The following is a 12,941-nucleotide window of genomic DNA, read 5'->3' as shown; positions in this document are numbered from 1 at the left end:
CCAGGGGCCTGTCGAGTCGGTCCGCGAGCCGGCGCAGCGCCCGCTCCGCAGCGGCACGCACCGTCTCGTCCGGGTCGCCCAGGGCGGCCCGCACCGCCGGCACGTGCTCACCCTCGGCGGAGGCACCGAGCACGCGGAGTGCGGCGACCCTCACCCGCGGGGTGTCGTCGTCCAGCAGCCGGGCGCACCCGTCGGCGGCCTCGTCGACGGCCCATCGGACGCACACCTTCGCGCACATCTCACGCACCCGCCACGCCGGGTCGCCCAGGCCCGCGACGACATCCAGCATCGCAGACTCGTCCCAGACGTAGAGCAGGGTTCGCGCCGCCCAGACCCGCGCCCAGTAGTCCCGCTCCCCCGTGAGCCGCTCGGGCGCGCCCCAGCCGTGCGCGGTGCGACCCGCGAGCCAGCCCGGGTCCGGCCACTGCGGCGACCCCCACCGGGCGCGCCGCCCGAGCAGCGCCGCGCACCACGCGACCAGGTCGCGGTCACCGAGAGCGTCTCCGGCGGCCCGGGCACGGTCGCCCGGCGTCGCGTCGAGCACCGCTGCGGAGACCACAGCGTGAGTATGCCGCTCAGCGGGCGGCGCCGAGCGGCATACGCGGGTGCGTTGTGAGGTGGGCGGGCGTCAGCAGCCGACGAGCCGCTGGGCGAGCCACCCCTCGACCTTGTCGAGCGAGATGCGCTCCTGGGCCATCGTGTCGCGCTCCCGCACCGTCACCGCGTGGTCCTCGAGGGTGTCGAAGTCGACCGTGATGCAGAAGGGCGTGCCGATCTCGTCCTGGCGCCGGTAGCGCTTGCCGATCGCGCCGGCGTCGTCGAAGTCGACGTTCCAGCTGCGGCGCAGCCGCGCGGCGAGGTCGCGGGCCTTCGGCGACAGGTCGGCGTTGCGCGACAACGGCAGCACCGCTGCCTTGACCGGGGCGAGGCGGGGGTCGAGACGCAGGAGCGTCCGCTTGTCGACCCCGCCCTTGGTGTTGGGGGCCTCGTCCTCGGCGTACGCGTCGACCAGGAAGGTCATCAGGGACCGGGACAGGCCGGCCGCCGGCTCGATGACATAGGGCACGTACCGCTCACCCGAGGCCTGGTCGAAGTAGCTGAGGTCGTGGCCCGAGTGCTGCGAGTGCTGGGTCAGGTCGAAGTCGGTCCGGTTCGCGACGCCCTCGAGCTCGCCCCACTCGCTGCCGGCGAAGTTGAACCGGTACTCGATGTCGACGGTCCGCTTCGAGTAGTGGGACAGCTTCTCCTTCGGGTGCTCGAAGTGGCGCAGGTTCTCGGGCCGGATGCCGAGGTCGGTGTACCAGCGCGTGCGCTCGTCGATCCAGTACTGGTGCCACTCCTCGTCCTCGCCGGGCCTGACGAAGAACTCCATCTCCATCTGCTCGAACTCGCGGGTGCGGAAGATGAAGTTGCCGGGGGTGATCTCGTTGCGGAAGCTCTTGCCCACCTGGGCGATGCCGAAGGGCGGCTTCTTGCGCGCGGCACCGACGACGTTGGCGAAGTTGACGAAGATGCCCTGGGCCGTCTCGGGGCGCAGGTAGTGCAGGCCGCTCTCGTCCTCGATGACCCCGAGGTGGGTCTTGAGCATCATCTGGAAGTCGCGCGGCTCGGTCCACTGGCCCTTGGTGCCGCAGTCCGGGCAGCCGATCTCGGACATGGGGATGTCGTCGGGGCTCGACCAGCCGGCCTCGGCCGCTTTCGTGCCCAGCTTGTCGAACAGCGCCTCCTGCAGATGGTCCTGTCGGCGCCGCTTGTGACAGCTGAGGCACTCGACGAGCGGGTCGGTGAAGGTGCCGACGTGACCGGAGGCGACCCACACCTCGCGGGGCAGGATGATCGAGCTGTCGAGGCCGACCACGTCGTCCCGGGCGGTCACGACCGAGCGCCACCACTGCCGCTTGATGTTCTCCTTGAGCTCGACGCCGAGCGGCCCGTAGTCCCAGGCCGAACGGGTGCCGCCGTAGATCTCGCCGCACGGGAAGACGAAGCCCCGACGCTTGCAGAGGCTGACGACGGTGTCGACGGGCGAGCTGTGCTTGGCCATGGGCGGAAGGGTAGCCGCCGGGTCGCGGACGACGTGCCCGACGTCCACCCGGGCCACGCCGTCGCCTACCCTCGTGGTGTGTCACTCAGCTTCCGAGCCCGCCTCGAGCACGCCTCCGTCCCGTGGCTCGAGCGGATGAACCGCGTCCCGAAGCCCGCCGCCCTGCTCGTGCTGCTCGCGCTGCTCGCCGTGGGCATCTTCGCGCCGTCCCCGTGGGCCGGCCTCGCGTTCGTTGTCATCGCGCTCTTCATCGGCTGGCTCATCTTCCTGACCTGGCAGCGGCTGAACCTGCCCGAGCGGCTGATGCGCTTCGCCGTGCTGGCACTCGTCATCGCCGTCGCGGTCGTGAGGCTGCTGCCGCGCGGCTGAGCCCGAGGGTGGCCGCCACCCACCGAGTTGACAACGATTATCATTCTGAGAATGATTCTCGTTGTGCCCCCACCCCGCGCCGCTTTCGCGGCCCTCGCCCTCGTCGCCGTCGCGACGCTCGCCTCCTGCACAGGTGCGAGCGGTCCCACGGCGAGCAGCGGCGCCTCCGGTGGCGCTCGGGCCCTGTCCGTCGCGACGGCCTTCTACCCCCTCCAGTTCGCCACCCAGCAGATCGCCGGGCCACACGCACTCGTCACGTCCCTCACCCGCCCGGGAGCCGAGCCGCACGACGTCGAGCTCAGCGCCAAGGAGGTCGTCGGGCTGCGCAAGGCCGACCTGCTCGTCTACGAGAGCGGGTTCCAGCCGGCCGTCGACCAGGCGATGGACCTGCTCGACGCGAGCAAGGTCCTCGACGTCACCCCCCTCGCCGACCTGACGCTCACCGGCGCCCAGGACGACCAGGCCCACGCCGCCGGGGACGGTCACGCCCACGCCGTCGACCCGCACTTCTGGCTCGACCCCGAGCGCTACGCGACGGTGGCGGAGGCCATCGGTGAGCGCCTGAGCCGGGAGGACCCGGCACACGCCGCCGACTACACCGCCCGGACGAGGGCGTTCGTCGACCGGCTCGACGCCCTCGACGCGCAGTTCCGAGCCGGGCTCGCACACTGCCGCATCCCGGACCTCGTGACGAGCCACGCGGCCTTCGGCTACCTCGCCCAGCGCTACGGGCTGACCCAGCACGGCATCACCGGCATCTCGCCCGAGGCGGAGCCCTCCGCCGCCGCCCTCGCCGCGATCGCGGACCTCGTGAAGGCGCACGGGGTCACGACGGTCTACCAGGAGACCCTCGTCGAGCCGCACTTCGCCGACGTCATCGCGACCGAGACCGGCGCGGTCGTCGCGACGCTCGACCCGCTCGAGGGCATCACCAAGGCGTCGGCCGGCACGGACTACTTCGAGGTCATGCGCGCCAACCTCGCCACGCTCGAGAAGGGGCAGCAGTGCCGATGAGGACGACGACCCCCACCACGCCCGACACCGGGGTCCCGAGGGCAGCGGGACCCGTCATCGAGCTGCACGGCGCGGCGTTCGGCTACGGCGAGCACGCCGTCGTCACGGACGTTGACCTCACCGTCCGACGCGGCGAGATCGTCGCGGTCCTCGGCCCGAACGGCGCCGGCAAGTCGACCCTCATGAAGGGCATCCTCGGGCTCAACGAGCACCTGGCCGGCACCATCCGCCTCTTCGACGAGGATGCCGACGTCACGCGCGACCGCGCCCGGGTCGGATACGTCCCCCAGCGGCATACCCTCTCCGCGTCGATCCTCGCCACAGCGGAAGAGATCGTCGCCACGGGCCGGCTTCCCCGGCTCGGCTGGCTCGGGCGCCTCAAGGCGACCGACCGCCAGGTCGTCGCGCGAGCCCTCGAGCTCGTCGGCCTCGGCGACCGCGCCGCGACCGAGGTGACGACCCTGTCCGGGGGGCAGCAGCGGCGCGTCCTCATCGCGCGGGCACTCGCCGGGCAGGCGGACGTGCTCGTGATGGACGAGCCGACCGCCGGGGTCGACGCCGCCAGCCAGCACGTTCTCGCAGACGTCCTGGCGCGCCTCGTCGAGCGCGGCGTCACGATGGTGATCGTCACCCACGAGCTCGGCGCCCTCGAGCGCATCCTCACCCGGATCGTCGTCGTCGACGCGGGCCATGTGACGTTCGACGGCACTCCGCACCAGTACGAAGCGACTCGCGCCGCCGTCCACCACGACCACGACGCCCACCACCACGACAGCGAGCTCGCGGACGAGGAGGCGACCCCGGTCCTGCCACGCGGCCCGGTCGACCCGTCAGGAGACGGCCATGCATGAGATCCTCACGACCGACTTCATGCAGCGCGCCCTCATCGCCGCCCTGCTCGTCGGCCTCGTCGCGCCGATGGTCGGCATCTTCCTCGTGCAGCGGCGACTGTCCCTCATCGGTGACGGGATGGGGCACGTCGCCCTGGCCGGTGTCGCCGTCGGCCTCGTCACGGGCCGGGGCCCGGTGCTGACCGCGCTCGTCGCGGCCGTCGTGGCCGCCGTCGCCATCGAGCTGCTCCGCGCTCGCGGCCGGACCAACGCCGACGTGGCACTCGGCGTTATCTTCTACGGCGGGATCGCGGCCGGGGTCGTCATCATCAGCAAGGCCCCGGAGGGCACCCCGGCCAACCTGATGAGCTACCTGTTCGGCTCCATCCTGACGACGCGCACGTCCGACGTCTGGATCTTCCTGGCCCTCGCGCTCGTCATCATGGCGACCGTCTGGGTGTTGTGGCCGCGGTTCTTCGCCGTGGCCAACGACGAGGAGTATGCGCGCGCCGTGGGGCTGCCGGTCCTGCCGCTCAACATCATCCTCGCGGTCCTGACGGCGACGACCGTCGTCGTCGCGATGCGCGTCGTCGGGCTGCTCCTCATCAGTGCCCTGATGATCGTGCCCAACGCCGCCGGCCAGCTCCTCGCCCGCAGCTTCACGACCGGGCTGCGCTGGGCGATCGCCGTCGGGCTGGCCTCGGCGGTCGGCGGGGTGTTCATCTCCTACCCCCTCGACACGCCGTCGGGCGGCACGATCGTCGTGCTCGCTGTGCTGGTCTACATCGTCACGGCGATCGGGACGGGGGTGGCCCGCCGCATCCGCCAGCGCAGGCACTCGATCGCCGAGGGCCACGACCACGAGCACGGCCCCGAGTGCGGGCACGAGGCGATCCCCCACGGCGACCACGTCGACTACCTGCACGGGGGCCACCGGCACGCGGCCCACCAGGGCCACTACGACGAGCACGGAGCCGGGTCCCCGCGCACGAGCGGGCAGGACGAGGAGGTGCGAGCATGACGACGGGACGAGCCTCGCGACGGCCGACCCGCCAGCAGCAGGCCGTGGCGGACATCCTCGGGCAGAGTGCCGACTTCGCCTCGGCCCAGGCGCTCCACGGCCGGCTCCGTGAGGCGGGTGAGACCGTCGGGCTGGCCACGGTGTACCGGGCACTGCAGGCCATGGCCGACGCCGGTCAGGTCGACGTGCTGCGCACCGACGACGGTGAGGCGGTCTACCGCGCCTGCGAGCCGGGTCACCACCACCACCTCGTCTGCCGCACCTGCGGCCGCACCGTCGAGGTCGAGGGGCCCGCGGTGGAGACCTGGACCGACCGGGTGGCGGCCGAGCACGGGTTCATCGACGTGACGCACACCCTCGAGATCTTCGGCACGTGCGCCGACTGCGCGCGGGGCGCCTCCGCGTCCTGACCCGCCCTCAGGCTCAGCTGCCCGACTGGAGCACCGGGGACGACGTCGCGGTGCCGTACCAGGCGAGGATCAGGTAGAGCACCATTCCGAGCATCGTGCCGATGAAGAACCGGCTCAGGCTCTTGGTGGTGTGGCCCCGGAACAGGGCCAGCCCGCCGGCCGTGCCGCCGAGCACGAGCATGGCCAGCACGGCGAGCGTCACGTTGAGCACAAACAGCGCCATCGCGGCGATGCCGCCCGCGACGACGAGACCCATGCGTCCCGGGTGCTCGTGGTCCGGGACCCGGTGCTCGACCGCCATCTCGCCTCCTCGCTGGAGCCAGGTCTGCTCGCTGCCGACGCGGTGGCCCACCGCTCCGGTCCGCCCCTCCCTCGTACCCAGTATGCGGCGGCGCCTCCCCGGTGAGCGAGGCCTGACTAGGGCTGCGGCACGGCGTCGACGGCCCCGCCGTAGCGGCGGTCGCGAGCGGCGTACTCCTCGATGGCGGCCCACAGGTCGCGCCGGTCGTAGTCGGGCCAGAGCCGGTTCTGGAAGACCATCTCGGCGTAGGCGGACTGCCACAGCAGGAAGTTGCTCGTGCGCTGCTCACCCGACGAGCGGACGAACAGGTCGACGTCCGGCATGTCCGGCTCGTCGAGGTGCCGCTTGATGGTCCGCTCGTCGATCGACCCCGGGCGCAGCCGGCCGGCCTTCACCTCGTCCGCTATCCGTCGGACCGCATCGGCGATCTCGGCCCGGCCGCCGTAGTTGACACAGAAGTAGAGGGTGAGCCCGGCGTTGTGTTTGGTCAGCTCCTGGGCGACCTCGAGCTCCTTGATGACCGAGCGCCACAGCCGCGGGGTCCGGCCGACCCAGCGCATCCGCACTCCCCACTCGTGCAGCTGGTCGCGCCGGCGGCGGATGACGTCACGGTTGAAGCCCATGAGGAAGCGGACCTCCTCCGGCGAGCGGCGCCAGTTCTCCGTGGAGAAGGCGTAGGCGGACAGGTGCGTCACGCCGACCTCGATCGCCCCGGCGACGACGTCGAGCAGCGACGACTCTCCCGCCTCGTGGCCCTTGGTCCGCGGCAGTCCCCGGGCGTTGGCCCAGCGGCCGTTGCCGTCCATGACGATCGCGACGTGGCGCGGCAGGATCTCGGCCGGAATCACCGGTGGCCGGGCACCGCTCGGATGGGCAAAGGGCTGGGTCATCGTTCTCCGGTCGCTCGACGGGACACCGATCGGCGCCTCAGACTACGGGGTGCGTGCACGAGCCTCAGCCGCGGTCGACGAGACGCAGCGAGCGGACGCCTCGCTCGAGATGCCACTGGACGAACGCCGCCACGAGGCCACTCGCCTGCCGTCGATGGCGTGGGTCACTCGCGGCCGCGACCTCCCAGTCGCCCGACAGCAGCGCCGAGAGCAGCCCGAAGGTCTCGGGGGCTGGGGCGCTCGAGCCCGGTGGGCGGCATACGGAGCAGACTGCTCCGCCCGCCTGCACGTTGAACGCACGGTGCGGACCGGGTGCCCCACACTTGGCGCAGTCGTGGAAGCTCGGTGCCCAGCCGGCCACGGCGACCGCCCGCACGAGGTAGGCGTCGAGGACGAGGCCGGGGTCGTGGTTGCGCTCGGCCAGCGAGCGCAGCGCACCCGCGAGCAGCAGGAACTGCTGCGTCTGCGGCTCGAGGTCCTCCGCGAGCTGGAGCGCCGTCTCGAGCATCGCCGTGGCCGCCGTGTAGCTGGTGTAGTCCCGGGCGATGGCGTCGCCGTACGGAGCGAGGGTCTCCACCTGCGTCACCGTGTCGAGGTTGCGCCCCTCGTAGCACTGGACGTCGACGACCATCCCCGGCTCGAGCCGCGAGCCGAAGCGTGACTTCGTGCGCCGCACCCCCTTGGCGACGGCCCGCACCCGACCGCGGCCGCGCGTCAGCATCGTGATGATGCGATCGGCCTCGCCCAGCTTGTGGGTGCGCAGCACGATGGCCTCGTCACGATAGAGCGGCATGGTGCCATTGTCCTCCGGTGCGGCACGCCATCAGCACGGGGCACGCCCGGAGCTGTCCGCAGCGTGATGGAACATCTGTTCGATCCGTGGGGTAGGCTCGACGCCATGGACGTCGCTCTCCAAGGCTCCTTGCTCGACCTCACCGACGAGATGACGCTGTGCGACCTGGCCCCGGGCCTGCGGCGCACGGTGATCGGCATGGGCGCCTGGGTCGAGGTGCGCCCCGGCTGGCTCGCCGCCGGGGACGACCTCTTCGCCGCACTGCTGCACGACGTGCCCTGGCACGCGGAGCGGCGCAAGATGTACGACTCGATCGTCGACGTGCCGCGCCTGACGAAGTTCTACGGCGCCGGCGAGCGGCTCCCCCACCCCATGCTCGGCGCGGCTCGCGACGCCCTCAGCGCCCACTACCGCGCCGAGCTCGGCGAGCCCTTCGCGACGGCCGGCCTGTGCCTCTACCGCGACGGCCGCGACAGCGTCGCCTGGCACGGCGACCGCATCGGCCGCTCCAAGGACCTCGACACCATCATCGCGATCCTGTCCCTCGGATCCGCTCGCACCCTGACCCTCAGGCCGCGCGACGGCGGCTCGATCCCGGGCTCGAGCCAAAAGAGCTTGCGCTTCCCGCTCGCCCATGGTGACCTCGTCGTGATGGGCGGTTCGTGCCAGCGCACCTGGGACCACGCGATCCCCAAGACGACCGAGCCGGTCGGGCCCCGCATCTCCGTGCAGTTTCGCGTCGCTGGAGTCAGATAGGAGCAGGTATGCCGCTCAGCTCGCCCCGTGAGGACGGCTCGCTGCCGTTCATCGACCACCTCCGCCAGGAGTCGGCCCGGTTCCGGGCGGTGCTCGCCGAGGCGGACGCCGGGGCGCAGGTGCCGACGTGTCCCGACTGGCACACCGACGACCTGCTGTGGCACCTGACCGAGGTGCAGTGGTTCTGGGGCGAGATCGTCGAGCAGCGGATCACGCACCGGACGGCGCTCGCAGCCGTCGAGGCCGCCAAGCCGGAGCGGCCCGCCGAGCGGGCGGCCCTGCTCGAGCTGTTCGACCGGGCCAGCCACCGGTTGGCGCAGCAGCTGTCGGACACCCCGCCCGAGACCGAGCTGTGGATGTGGGCGGACGACCACTCAGCGGCATACATCGCGCGCCGTCAGGCGCACGAGGCGCTGATCCACCGGATCGACGCGGAGCTGACCGCCGGCGCCGACCGGGCGCCGGTCGACTGCCGCCTCGCCGCGGACGGCGTCGACGAGGCACTGCGGATCATGCGCGGCTTCGAGCCGGAGCCGGGGTTCTCCGCCACCCCCACCGGCCCGGCGGTCACCATCGCCCTCGTCGACGGGTTCCACACCTGGACCGTGACGCCGGTCCGCGTCACGGGCACCGACGCCGATGGCGACACCTGGGACGTGCAGCGCTTCCTCGTCCTCGACGGGCCGGCCGAGGCGGCGGCCGAGGTGTGCGGCGTCGCCGGGGACCTCGACGCGTGGCTCTGGGACCGTCCCGTGATCGGCGAGATCACCCGCACCGGTGACGAGCAGGCGCTGGCCCAGGTCGACGCCGTGGTCGGCAACGCCATCGACTGACTTCCTACGCCTGCGCCCTGCCCCTGACGCCCCGTTCGCGCGTCCACGGCACGAGACCGGCTCGAGCCCAGGGCAGGACGGCGCACGAGAGGGCGATGATGACGGGGGCGAAGGTGAGCAGGTAGCGGGACCGTCCCTGGAAGATCAGGATGAAGGTCCCGATGCCGAGGACCGACAGCGCGAGCATGAGCAGGTCCCGGCGGAACGGGGCGCGTAGCAGCCCGAAGCCGGCCACCAGCACGACCGCGGCCCAGACTCCTTCGGTGATGCTGGCCCGGCTCTCGTAGTAACGACCGTGGAACCCGTTGAACTCCATGAGCGTCGCGGCGACGGGGGTGTCGGCGTAGGGCTTCCGCTTCGCGTCGCCGCCCTCGCCCCACGCCGAGAACATCCCGTCGTTGAAGTTCCAGACGGCCTTGTTGGCGTAGAACGCGGCCATCCCCGTCACGCCGCGCGTCTCCCACTGGGCCTTGATGAACTGGGTCGAGTACGCCTTCATCTCGGCCTGGGTCCGGCCTTTGATGGCGTTGACCATGGTTCGGCTGAAGCCGCCGTAGGAGATGTAGTCCTTGGCCGGGATCTCGATCATCCCGTTGGCGACCCACCAGATGATCGGGGCCGACACAGAGGTGTGGACTCGGCTCAGGTCTGCTCCCGTCGCGTGACGGGCCACCGTCGTGATGCCGGCAGCACTGCCGACGAAGGCCAGCACGGTGAGGCCGGCGGCGGCGAGCGTCCGCAGGACCCGCCGACCGGCGGGCTTGGTCGGACCGTCGTCGTCGACCCGCCGCCTGCTCGGCAGCAGGCTGAGCAGGATGACGAGGACCCCGGCGACGACGAGGACGCCCGGGGTGGTCTTGATGACGTAGGCCGCGGCACCGGCAACGACCGCCGCCCCCCACGCCCACCACCGGCGTGCGCCGCGGTTGGACCAGGCGAGACCGGCGAGGCCGACGGCAGCGATCGTGAACGGCATGGCGAAGATGTCGGTGTACGGGACCGCCATCCAGGGCGAGAGCCCGACGAATCCGGTGATGAGCAGGGCTGCCGCAGCGGCCGGCACCGGGCCGGCGCAGCGGCGAACCACGCTGTGCGCCAGCCAGATCGAGGCCAGCAGCGCCACCGCATTGAGCCCGATGAGGAGCGAGTCCGGCGTCACCCCCAACCGAGCACCCGCTGCCGCCGCGACCCGGTCGATCGCCAGCAGGGGCAGGTTGTTCGGGTACTCCGACAGGTAGTGGTACTCCCCCGGCGTGACGGGCAACCCGGCGTGGATGCGGCGAGCCAGGCCCATCACCACGCTCGCGTCCCAGCCGTACGGGAAGTGCAGCAGCTCGCCGACGAAGGCGCCGACGCCGCCGCCGAGGACGGCGAGGACCGGCCCGGTCCACCGCGAGGCCAGCATCGCCCGGAGCCGTTGCGGCAGCCGCAGGAGGAACACGAGGCCGAGCGCGACGATGCAGGTGGGCACGACGATCGTGTGGTTGAGCGGCGTGAGGACCGGCCGCGGCACGACGACCATCGCCACGCCACCGACGAGCGTCACGGCGCCGACGATGCGGAGCACCGCCGTCCCGACCGCCTCTCTCACACGGCGCATCGTGCCACAGCGAACTCGGACTTCCCCCAGCACCGGCTGCAAACCGTCTCAACCCGCCGAGTGGATGCGACGTCGCGCGACGTCGCACCCACTCGACGGGGTGGCAGGTGGCTCTGCTGTCGCCGCGGGATCAGCGCTCGCCGACGACGACGCCGTCGCGCTCGGCCCGGTTCACCGCGGAGACGATCGCCTTGAGCGAGGCGGTGACGATCGACGGGTCGATCCCGACGCCCCAGAGCACCCGGTCACCCACGGCGCACTCGACGTAGGCCGCCGCGAGCGAGTCGCCACCGGCGGAGAGCGCGTGCTCGGCGTAGTCGAGGACCCTGACATCGACCGGGGCGCCCTCGATCCGGCTGCCCGCATCGATGAACGCCGCGATCGGGCCGTTGCCCGTGCCCTTGACGGTCACCTCCGAGCCACCGTCCCGCAGGACGGCCTCGATCGTCGTGTTGCCGTCGACGGGCGAGTCGACGTTGACGTTGATCAGCTCGAAGCGGCCCCACCGCGACTCGGGGTCCGGCAGGTACTCGTCCTTGAACGTGGACCACAGCTCGGCCGGCGACACCTCGCCGCCGTCCTGGTCGACACCGTGCTGGACGACGCCGGAGAACTCGATCTGCAGCCGGCGCGGGAGGTCCAGCTGGTGCTCGCTCTTCATGATGTAGGCGACGCCGCCCTTGCCGGACTGGCTGTTGACCCGGACGACGGCCTCGTAGCTGCGCCCCACATCATGGGGGTCGATGGGCAGGTACGGAACGCCCCAGATGAGCTCGTCGATGCCCTTGCCGCTCTCGGTGGCCTCGCGCTCCATCGCCTCGAAGCCCTTCTTGATGGCGTCCTGGTGGGAGCCGGAGAAGGCGGTGAACACGAGGTCGCCACCCCAGGGGTGCCGTTCACCGACGGGAAGCTGGTTGCAGTGCTCGACGGTCCGGCGGATCTCGTCGATGTTGGAGAAGTCGATCTGCGGGTCGACGCCCTGGCTGAACATGTTCATGCCGAGCGTGACGAGGTCGACGTTGCCGGTCCGCTCGCCGTTGCCGAAGAGGCAGCCCTCGATGCGGTCGGCCCCGGCCAGGTAGCCCAGCTCGGCCGCGGCCACGCCCTCGCCACGGTCGTTGTGCGGGTGGAGCGAGACGACGACCGACTCACGCCGGTCGAGGTGGCGCACCATCCACTCGATGGAGTCGGCGTAGACGTTCGGGGTGATCATCTCCACCGTGGCCGGCAGGTTGATGATCATCTTGTGGTCCGGCGTCGGGTCGATGACGTCGATGACCTCGTTGCAGATCCGCACCGCGAAGTCGAGCTCGGTGCCGGTGTAGGACTCCGGCGAGTACTCGTAGTAGATCGTCGTCTCGGGGATCAGCTCCTCGAGCTTCTTGCAGAGCCGCGCGCCCTGCACGGCGATGTCGATGATGCCGTCCTGGTCCAGCCCGAAGACGACGCGGCGCTGCAGGACGGACGTCGAGTTGTAGAAGTGCACGATGGCCTGCTTGGCGCCCCGGATGGCGTCGTAGGTGCGCTCGACGAGGTGGTCGCGGCACTGGGTGAGCACCTGGATCGTCACGTCGTCGGGGATGTGGCCGCCCTCGATGAGCTCACGGACGAAGTCGTAGTCGGTCTGGCTCGCCGACGGGAAGCCGACCTCGATCTCCTTGTAGCCCATCTTGACGAGCATCTTGAACATCCGCAGCTTGCGCTCGGAGTTCATCGGGTCGATGAGGGCCTGGTTGCCGTCGCGCAGGTCGACCGCGCACCAGCGGGGCGCCTTCTCGATCCGTTTGTCGGGCCACGTGCGGTCGGGCAGGTCGACGACGATCTGCTCGTGGAACGGCTGGTACTTGCGGAACGGCATCCCGCTCGGCTGCTGGGGGTGAATCATCGCGCTGCTCTCTCGTCGCTGGAGGTGTCCGGCCGGACACGGCGAACTCCGCGACGAGGAGGGCCGGGGATCAGGCCTCGCCGCGGCAGCGAAGGAGGAGCTGCGCCGAACGCATGCCAGCAAAGGTATGCCGCTTCCGCCGCCACGTCCAAACGGTCCGGCCGTGCTCCCGGATCCTGAGACCGCGCCGAGCCG

At 71.3% G+C, this 12,941-nt stretch carries 14 protein-coding genes; 7 read left to right on the top strand and 7 right to left on the bottom strand.

The features are described 5' to 3' along the window. On the bottom strand, positions 1-559 hold a 559-nt coding region (locus N864_RS05705), incomplete at its 3' end, for a HEAT repeat domain-containing protein (protein WP_051518234.1). Positions 560-628: 69 nt separating this feature from the next. Beyond that, positions 629-2,044: a glycine--tRNA ligase gene (locus N864_RS05700; protein WP_034714457.1), complete on the bottom strand. Its 1,416-nt coding sequence runs from the start codon at positions 2,042-2,044 to the stop codon at positions 629-631. Here N864_RS05700 and N864_RS05695 point away from each other — a divergent pair. The 5 genes from N864_RS05695 to N864_RS05675 are packed head-to-tail and all read left to right on the top strand — an operon-like array spanning position 2,033 to position 5,688. Continuing rightward, positions 2,033-2,413: a DUF6703 family protein gene (locus N864_RS05695; protein ID WP_338033624.1), complete on the top strand. Its 381-nt coding sequence runs from the start codon at positions 2,033-2,035 to the stop codon at positions 2,411-2,413. The two genes, N864_RS05700 and N864_RS05695, sit on opposite strands and share 12 nt — an antisense overlap. Positions 2,414-2,464: 51 nt before the next feature. Next, positions 2,465-3,427 (top strand): metal ABC transporter substrate-binding protein, encoded by a 963-nt coding sequence (locus tag N864_RS05690; RefSeq protein WP_034714446.1) that lies wholly within the window; start codon positions 2,465-2,467, stop codon positions 3,425-3,427. Next, positions 3,424-4,278, top strand: a complete 855-nt coding sequence (locus N864_RS05685; protein WP_034714454.1) for a metal ABC transporter ATP-binding protein — start codon at positions 3,424-3,426, stop codon at positions 4,276-4,278. Before N864_RS05690 ends, N864_RS05685 begins: the two co-directional genes overlap by 4 nt. Then, entirely contained in the window at positions 4,271-5,278 is a 1,008-nt protein-coding gene (locus N864_RS05680) for a metal ABC transporter permease (protein ID WP_034714444.1), read from the top strand. The genes N864_RS05685 and N864_RS05680 overlap by 8 nt, the downstream gene beginning before the upstream one ends. Continuing rightward, positions 5,275-5,688 (top strand): Fur family transcriptional regulator, encoded by a 414-nt coding sequence (locus tag N864_RS05675; RefSeq protein WP_034714442.1) that lies wholly within the window; start codon positions 5,275-5,277, stop codon positions 5,686-5,688. The genes N864_RS05680 and N864_RS05675 overlap by 4 nt, the downstream gene beginning before the upstream one ends. Before the next feature lie 13 nt (positions 5,689-5,701). On the opposite strand, the gene N864_RS05670 is transcribed toward N864_RS05675, so the two are convergent. From N864_RS05670 to recO, 3 genes are all read right to left on the bottom strand, one after another. Continuing rightward, positions 5,702-5,989 (bottom strand): hypothetical protein, encoded by a 288-nt coding sequence (locus N864_RS05670; protein WP_155892827.1) that lies wholly within the window; start codon positions 5,987-5,989, stop codon positions 5,702-5,704. Between the two features lie 116 nt (positions 5,990-6,105). Beyond that, positions 6,106-6,879 (bottom strand): isoprenyl transferase, encoded by a 774-nt coding sequence (locus N864_RS05665; RefSeq protein WP_034714438.1) that lies wholly within the window; start codon positions 6,877-6,879, stop codon positions 6,106-6,108. 64 nt (positions 6,880-6,943) lie between these two features. Beyond that, on the bottom strand, positions 6,944-7,672 hold the full coding sequence (gene recO, locus N864_RS05660) for a DNA repair protein RecO (RefSeq protein WP_034714437.1): 729 nt from the start codon (positions 7,670-7,672) through the stop codon (positions 6,944-6,946). A gap of 105 nt (positions 7,673-7,777) precedes the next feature. Here recO and N864_RS05655 point away from each other — a divergent pair, with 105 nt between their 5' ends. Both N864_RS05655 and N864_RS05650 read left to right on the top strand, forming a co-directional pair. Further along, the gene (locus N864_RS05655) at positions 7,778-8,428 is read left to right on the top strand and encodes an alpha-ketoglutarate-dependent dioxygenase AlkB (protein ID WP_034714435.1); all 651 of its coding nucleotides are present in this window, start codon (positions 7,778-7,780) and stop codon (positions 8,426-8,428) included. 8 nt (positions 8,429-8,436) lie between these two features. Continuing rightward, entirely contained in the window at positions 8,437-9,261 is an 825-nt protein-coding gene (locus N864_RS05650; RefSeq protein ID WP_034714433.1) for a maleylpyruvate isomerase N-terminal domain-containing protein, read from the top strand. A 4-nt stretch (positions 9,262-9,265) separates the two neighbouring features. Here N864_RS05650 and N864_RS05645 read toward each other — a convergent pair whose 3' ends face one another. Together N864_RS05645 and leuA are read right to left on the bottom strand one after the other, a co-directional pair. Beyond that, positions 9,266-10,852: a glycosyltransferase family 39 protein gene (locus N864_RS05645; RefSeq protein ID WP_051518233.1), complete on the bottom strand. Its 1,587-nt coding sequence runs from the start codon at positions 10,850-10,852 to the stop codon at positions 9,266-9,268. Positions 10,853-10,991: 139 nt separating this feature from the next. Then, complete coding sequence (gene leuA, locus N864_RS05640; RefSeq protein ID WP_034714431.1) at positions 10,992-12,746, bottom strand: 2-isopropylmalate synthase; 1,755 nt, start codon at positions 12,744-12,746, stop codon at positions 10,992-10,994. Positions 12,747-12,941 lie beyond the last annotated feature (195 nt).

This window comes from Intrasporangium chromatireducens Q5-1 (assembly GCF_000576575.1).
In the GTDB taxonomy this organism is placed as follows: domain Bacteria; phylum Actinomycetota; class Actinomycetes; order Actinomycetales; family Dermatophilaceae; genus Intrasporangium_A; species Intrasporangium_A chromatireducens.
Note: the sequence above shows the minus strand (reverse complement) of the source record. Positions and strands in the feature narration are given on the sequence as shown.

Excerpts from the sequence above, each read along its gene's own strand:
- recO (WP_034714437.1), bottom strand. The coding sequence starts at position 7,672 with ATGCCGCTCTATCGTGACGAGGCCATCGTGCTGCGCACCCACAAGCTG.
- N864_RS05690 (WP_034714446.1), top strand. The coding sequence starts at position 2,465 with ATGATTCTCGTTGTGCCCCCACCCCGCGCCGCTTTCGCGGCCCTCGCC.
- N864_RS05680 (WP_034714444.1), top strand. The coding sequence starts at position 4,271 with ATGCATGAGATCCTCACGACCGACTTCATGCAGCGCGCCCTCATCGCC.
- leuA (WP_034714431.1), bottom strand. The coding sequence starts at position 12,746 with ATGATTCACCCCCAGCAGCCGAGCGGGATGCCGTTCCGCAAGTACCAG.
- N864_RS05670 (WP_155892827.1), bottom strand. The coding sequence starts at position 5,989 with ATGGCGGTCGAGCACCGGGTCCCGGACCACGAGCACCCGGGACGCATG.
- N864_RS05650 (WP_034714433.1), top strand. The coding sequence starts at position 8,437 with ATGCCGCTCAGCTCGCCCCGTGAGGACGGCTCGCTGCCGTTCATCGAC.
- N864_RS05665 (WP_034714438.1), bottom strand. The coding sequence starts at position 6,879 with ATGACCCAGCCCTTTGCCCATCCGAGCGGTGCCCGGCCACCGGTGATT.
- N864_RS05675 (WP_034714442.1), top strand. The coding sequence starts at position 5,275 with ATGACGACGGGACGAGCCTCGCGACGGCCGACCCGCCAGCAGCAGGCC.
- N864_RS05685 (WP_034714454.1), top strand. The coding sequence starts at position 3,424 with ATGAGGACGACGACCCCCACCACGCCCGACACCGGGGTCCCGAGGGCA.
- N864_RS05700 (WP_034714457.1), bottom strand. The coding sequence starts at position 2,044 with ATGGCCAAGCACAGCTCGCCCGTCGACACCGTCGTCAGCCTCTGCAAG.
- N864_RS05655 (WP_034714435.1), top strand. The coding sequence starts at position 7,778 with ATGGACGTCGCTCTCCAAGGCTCCTTGCTCGACCTCACCGACGAGATG.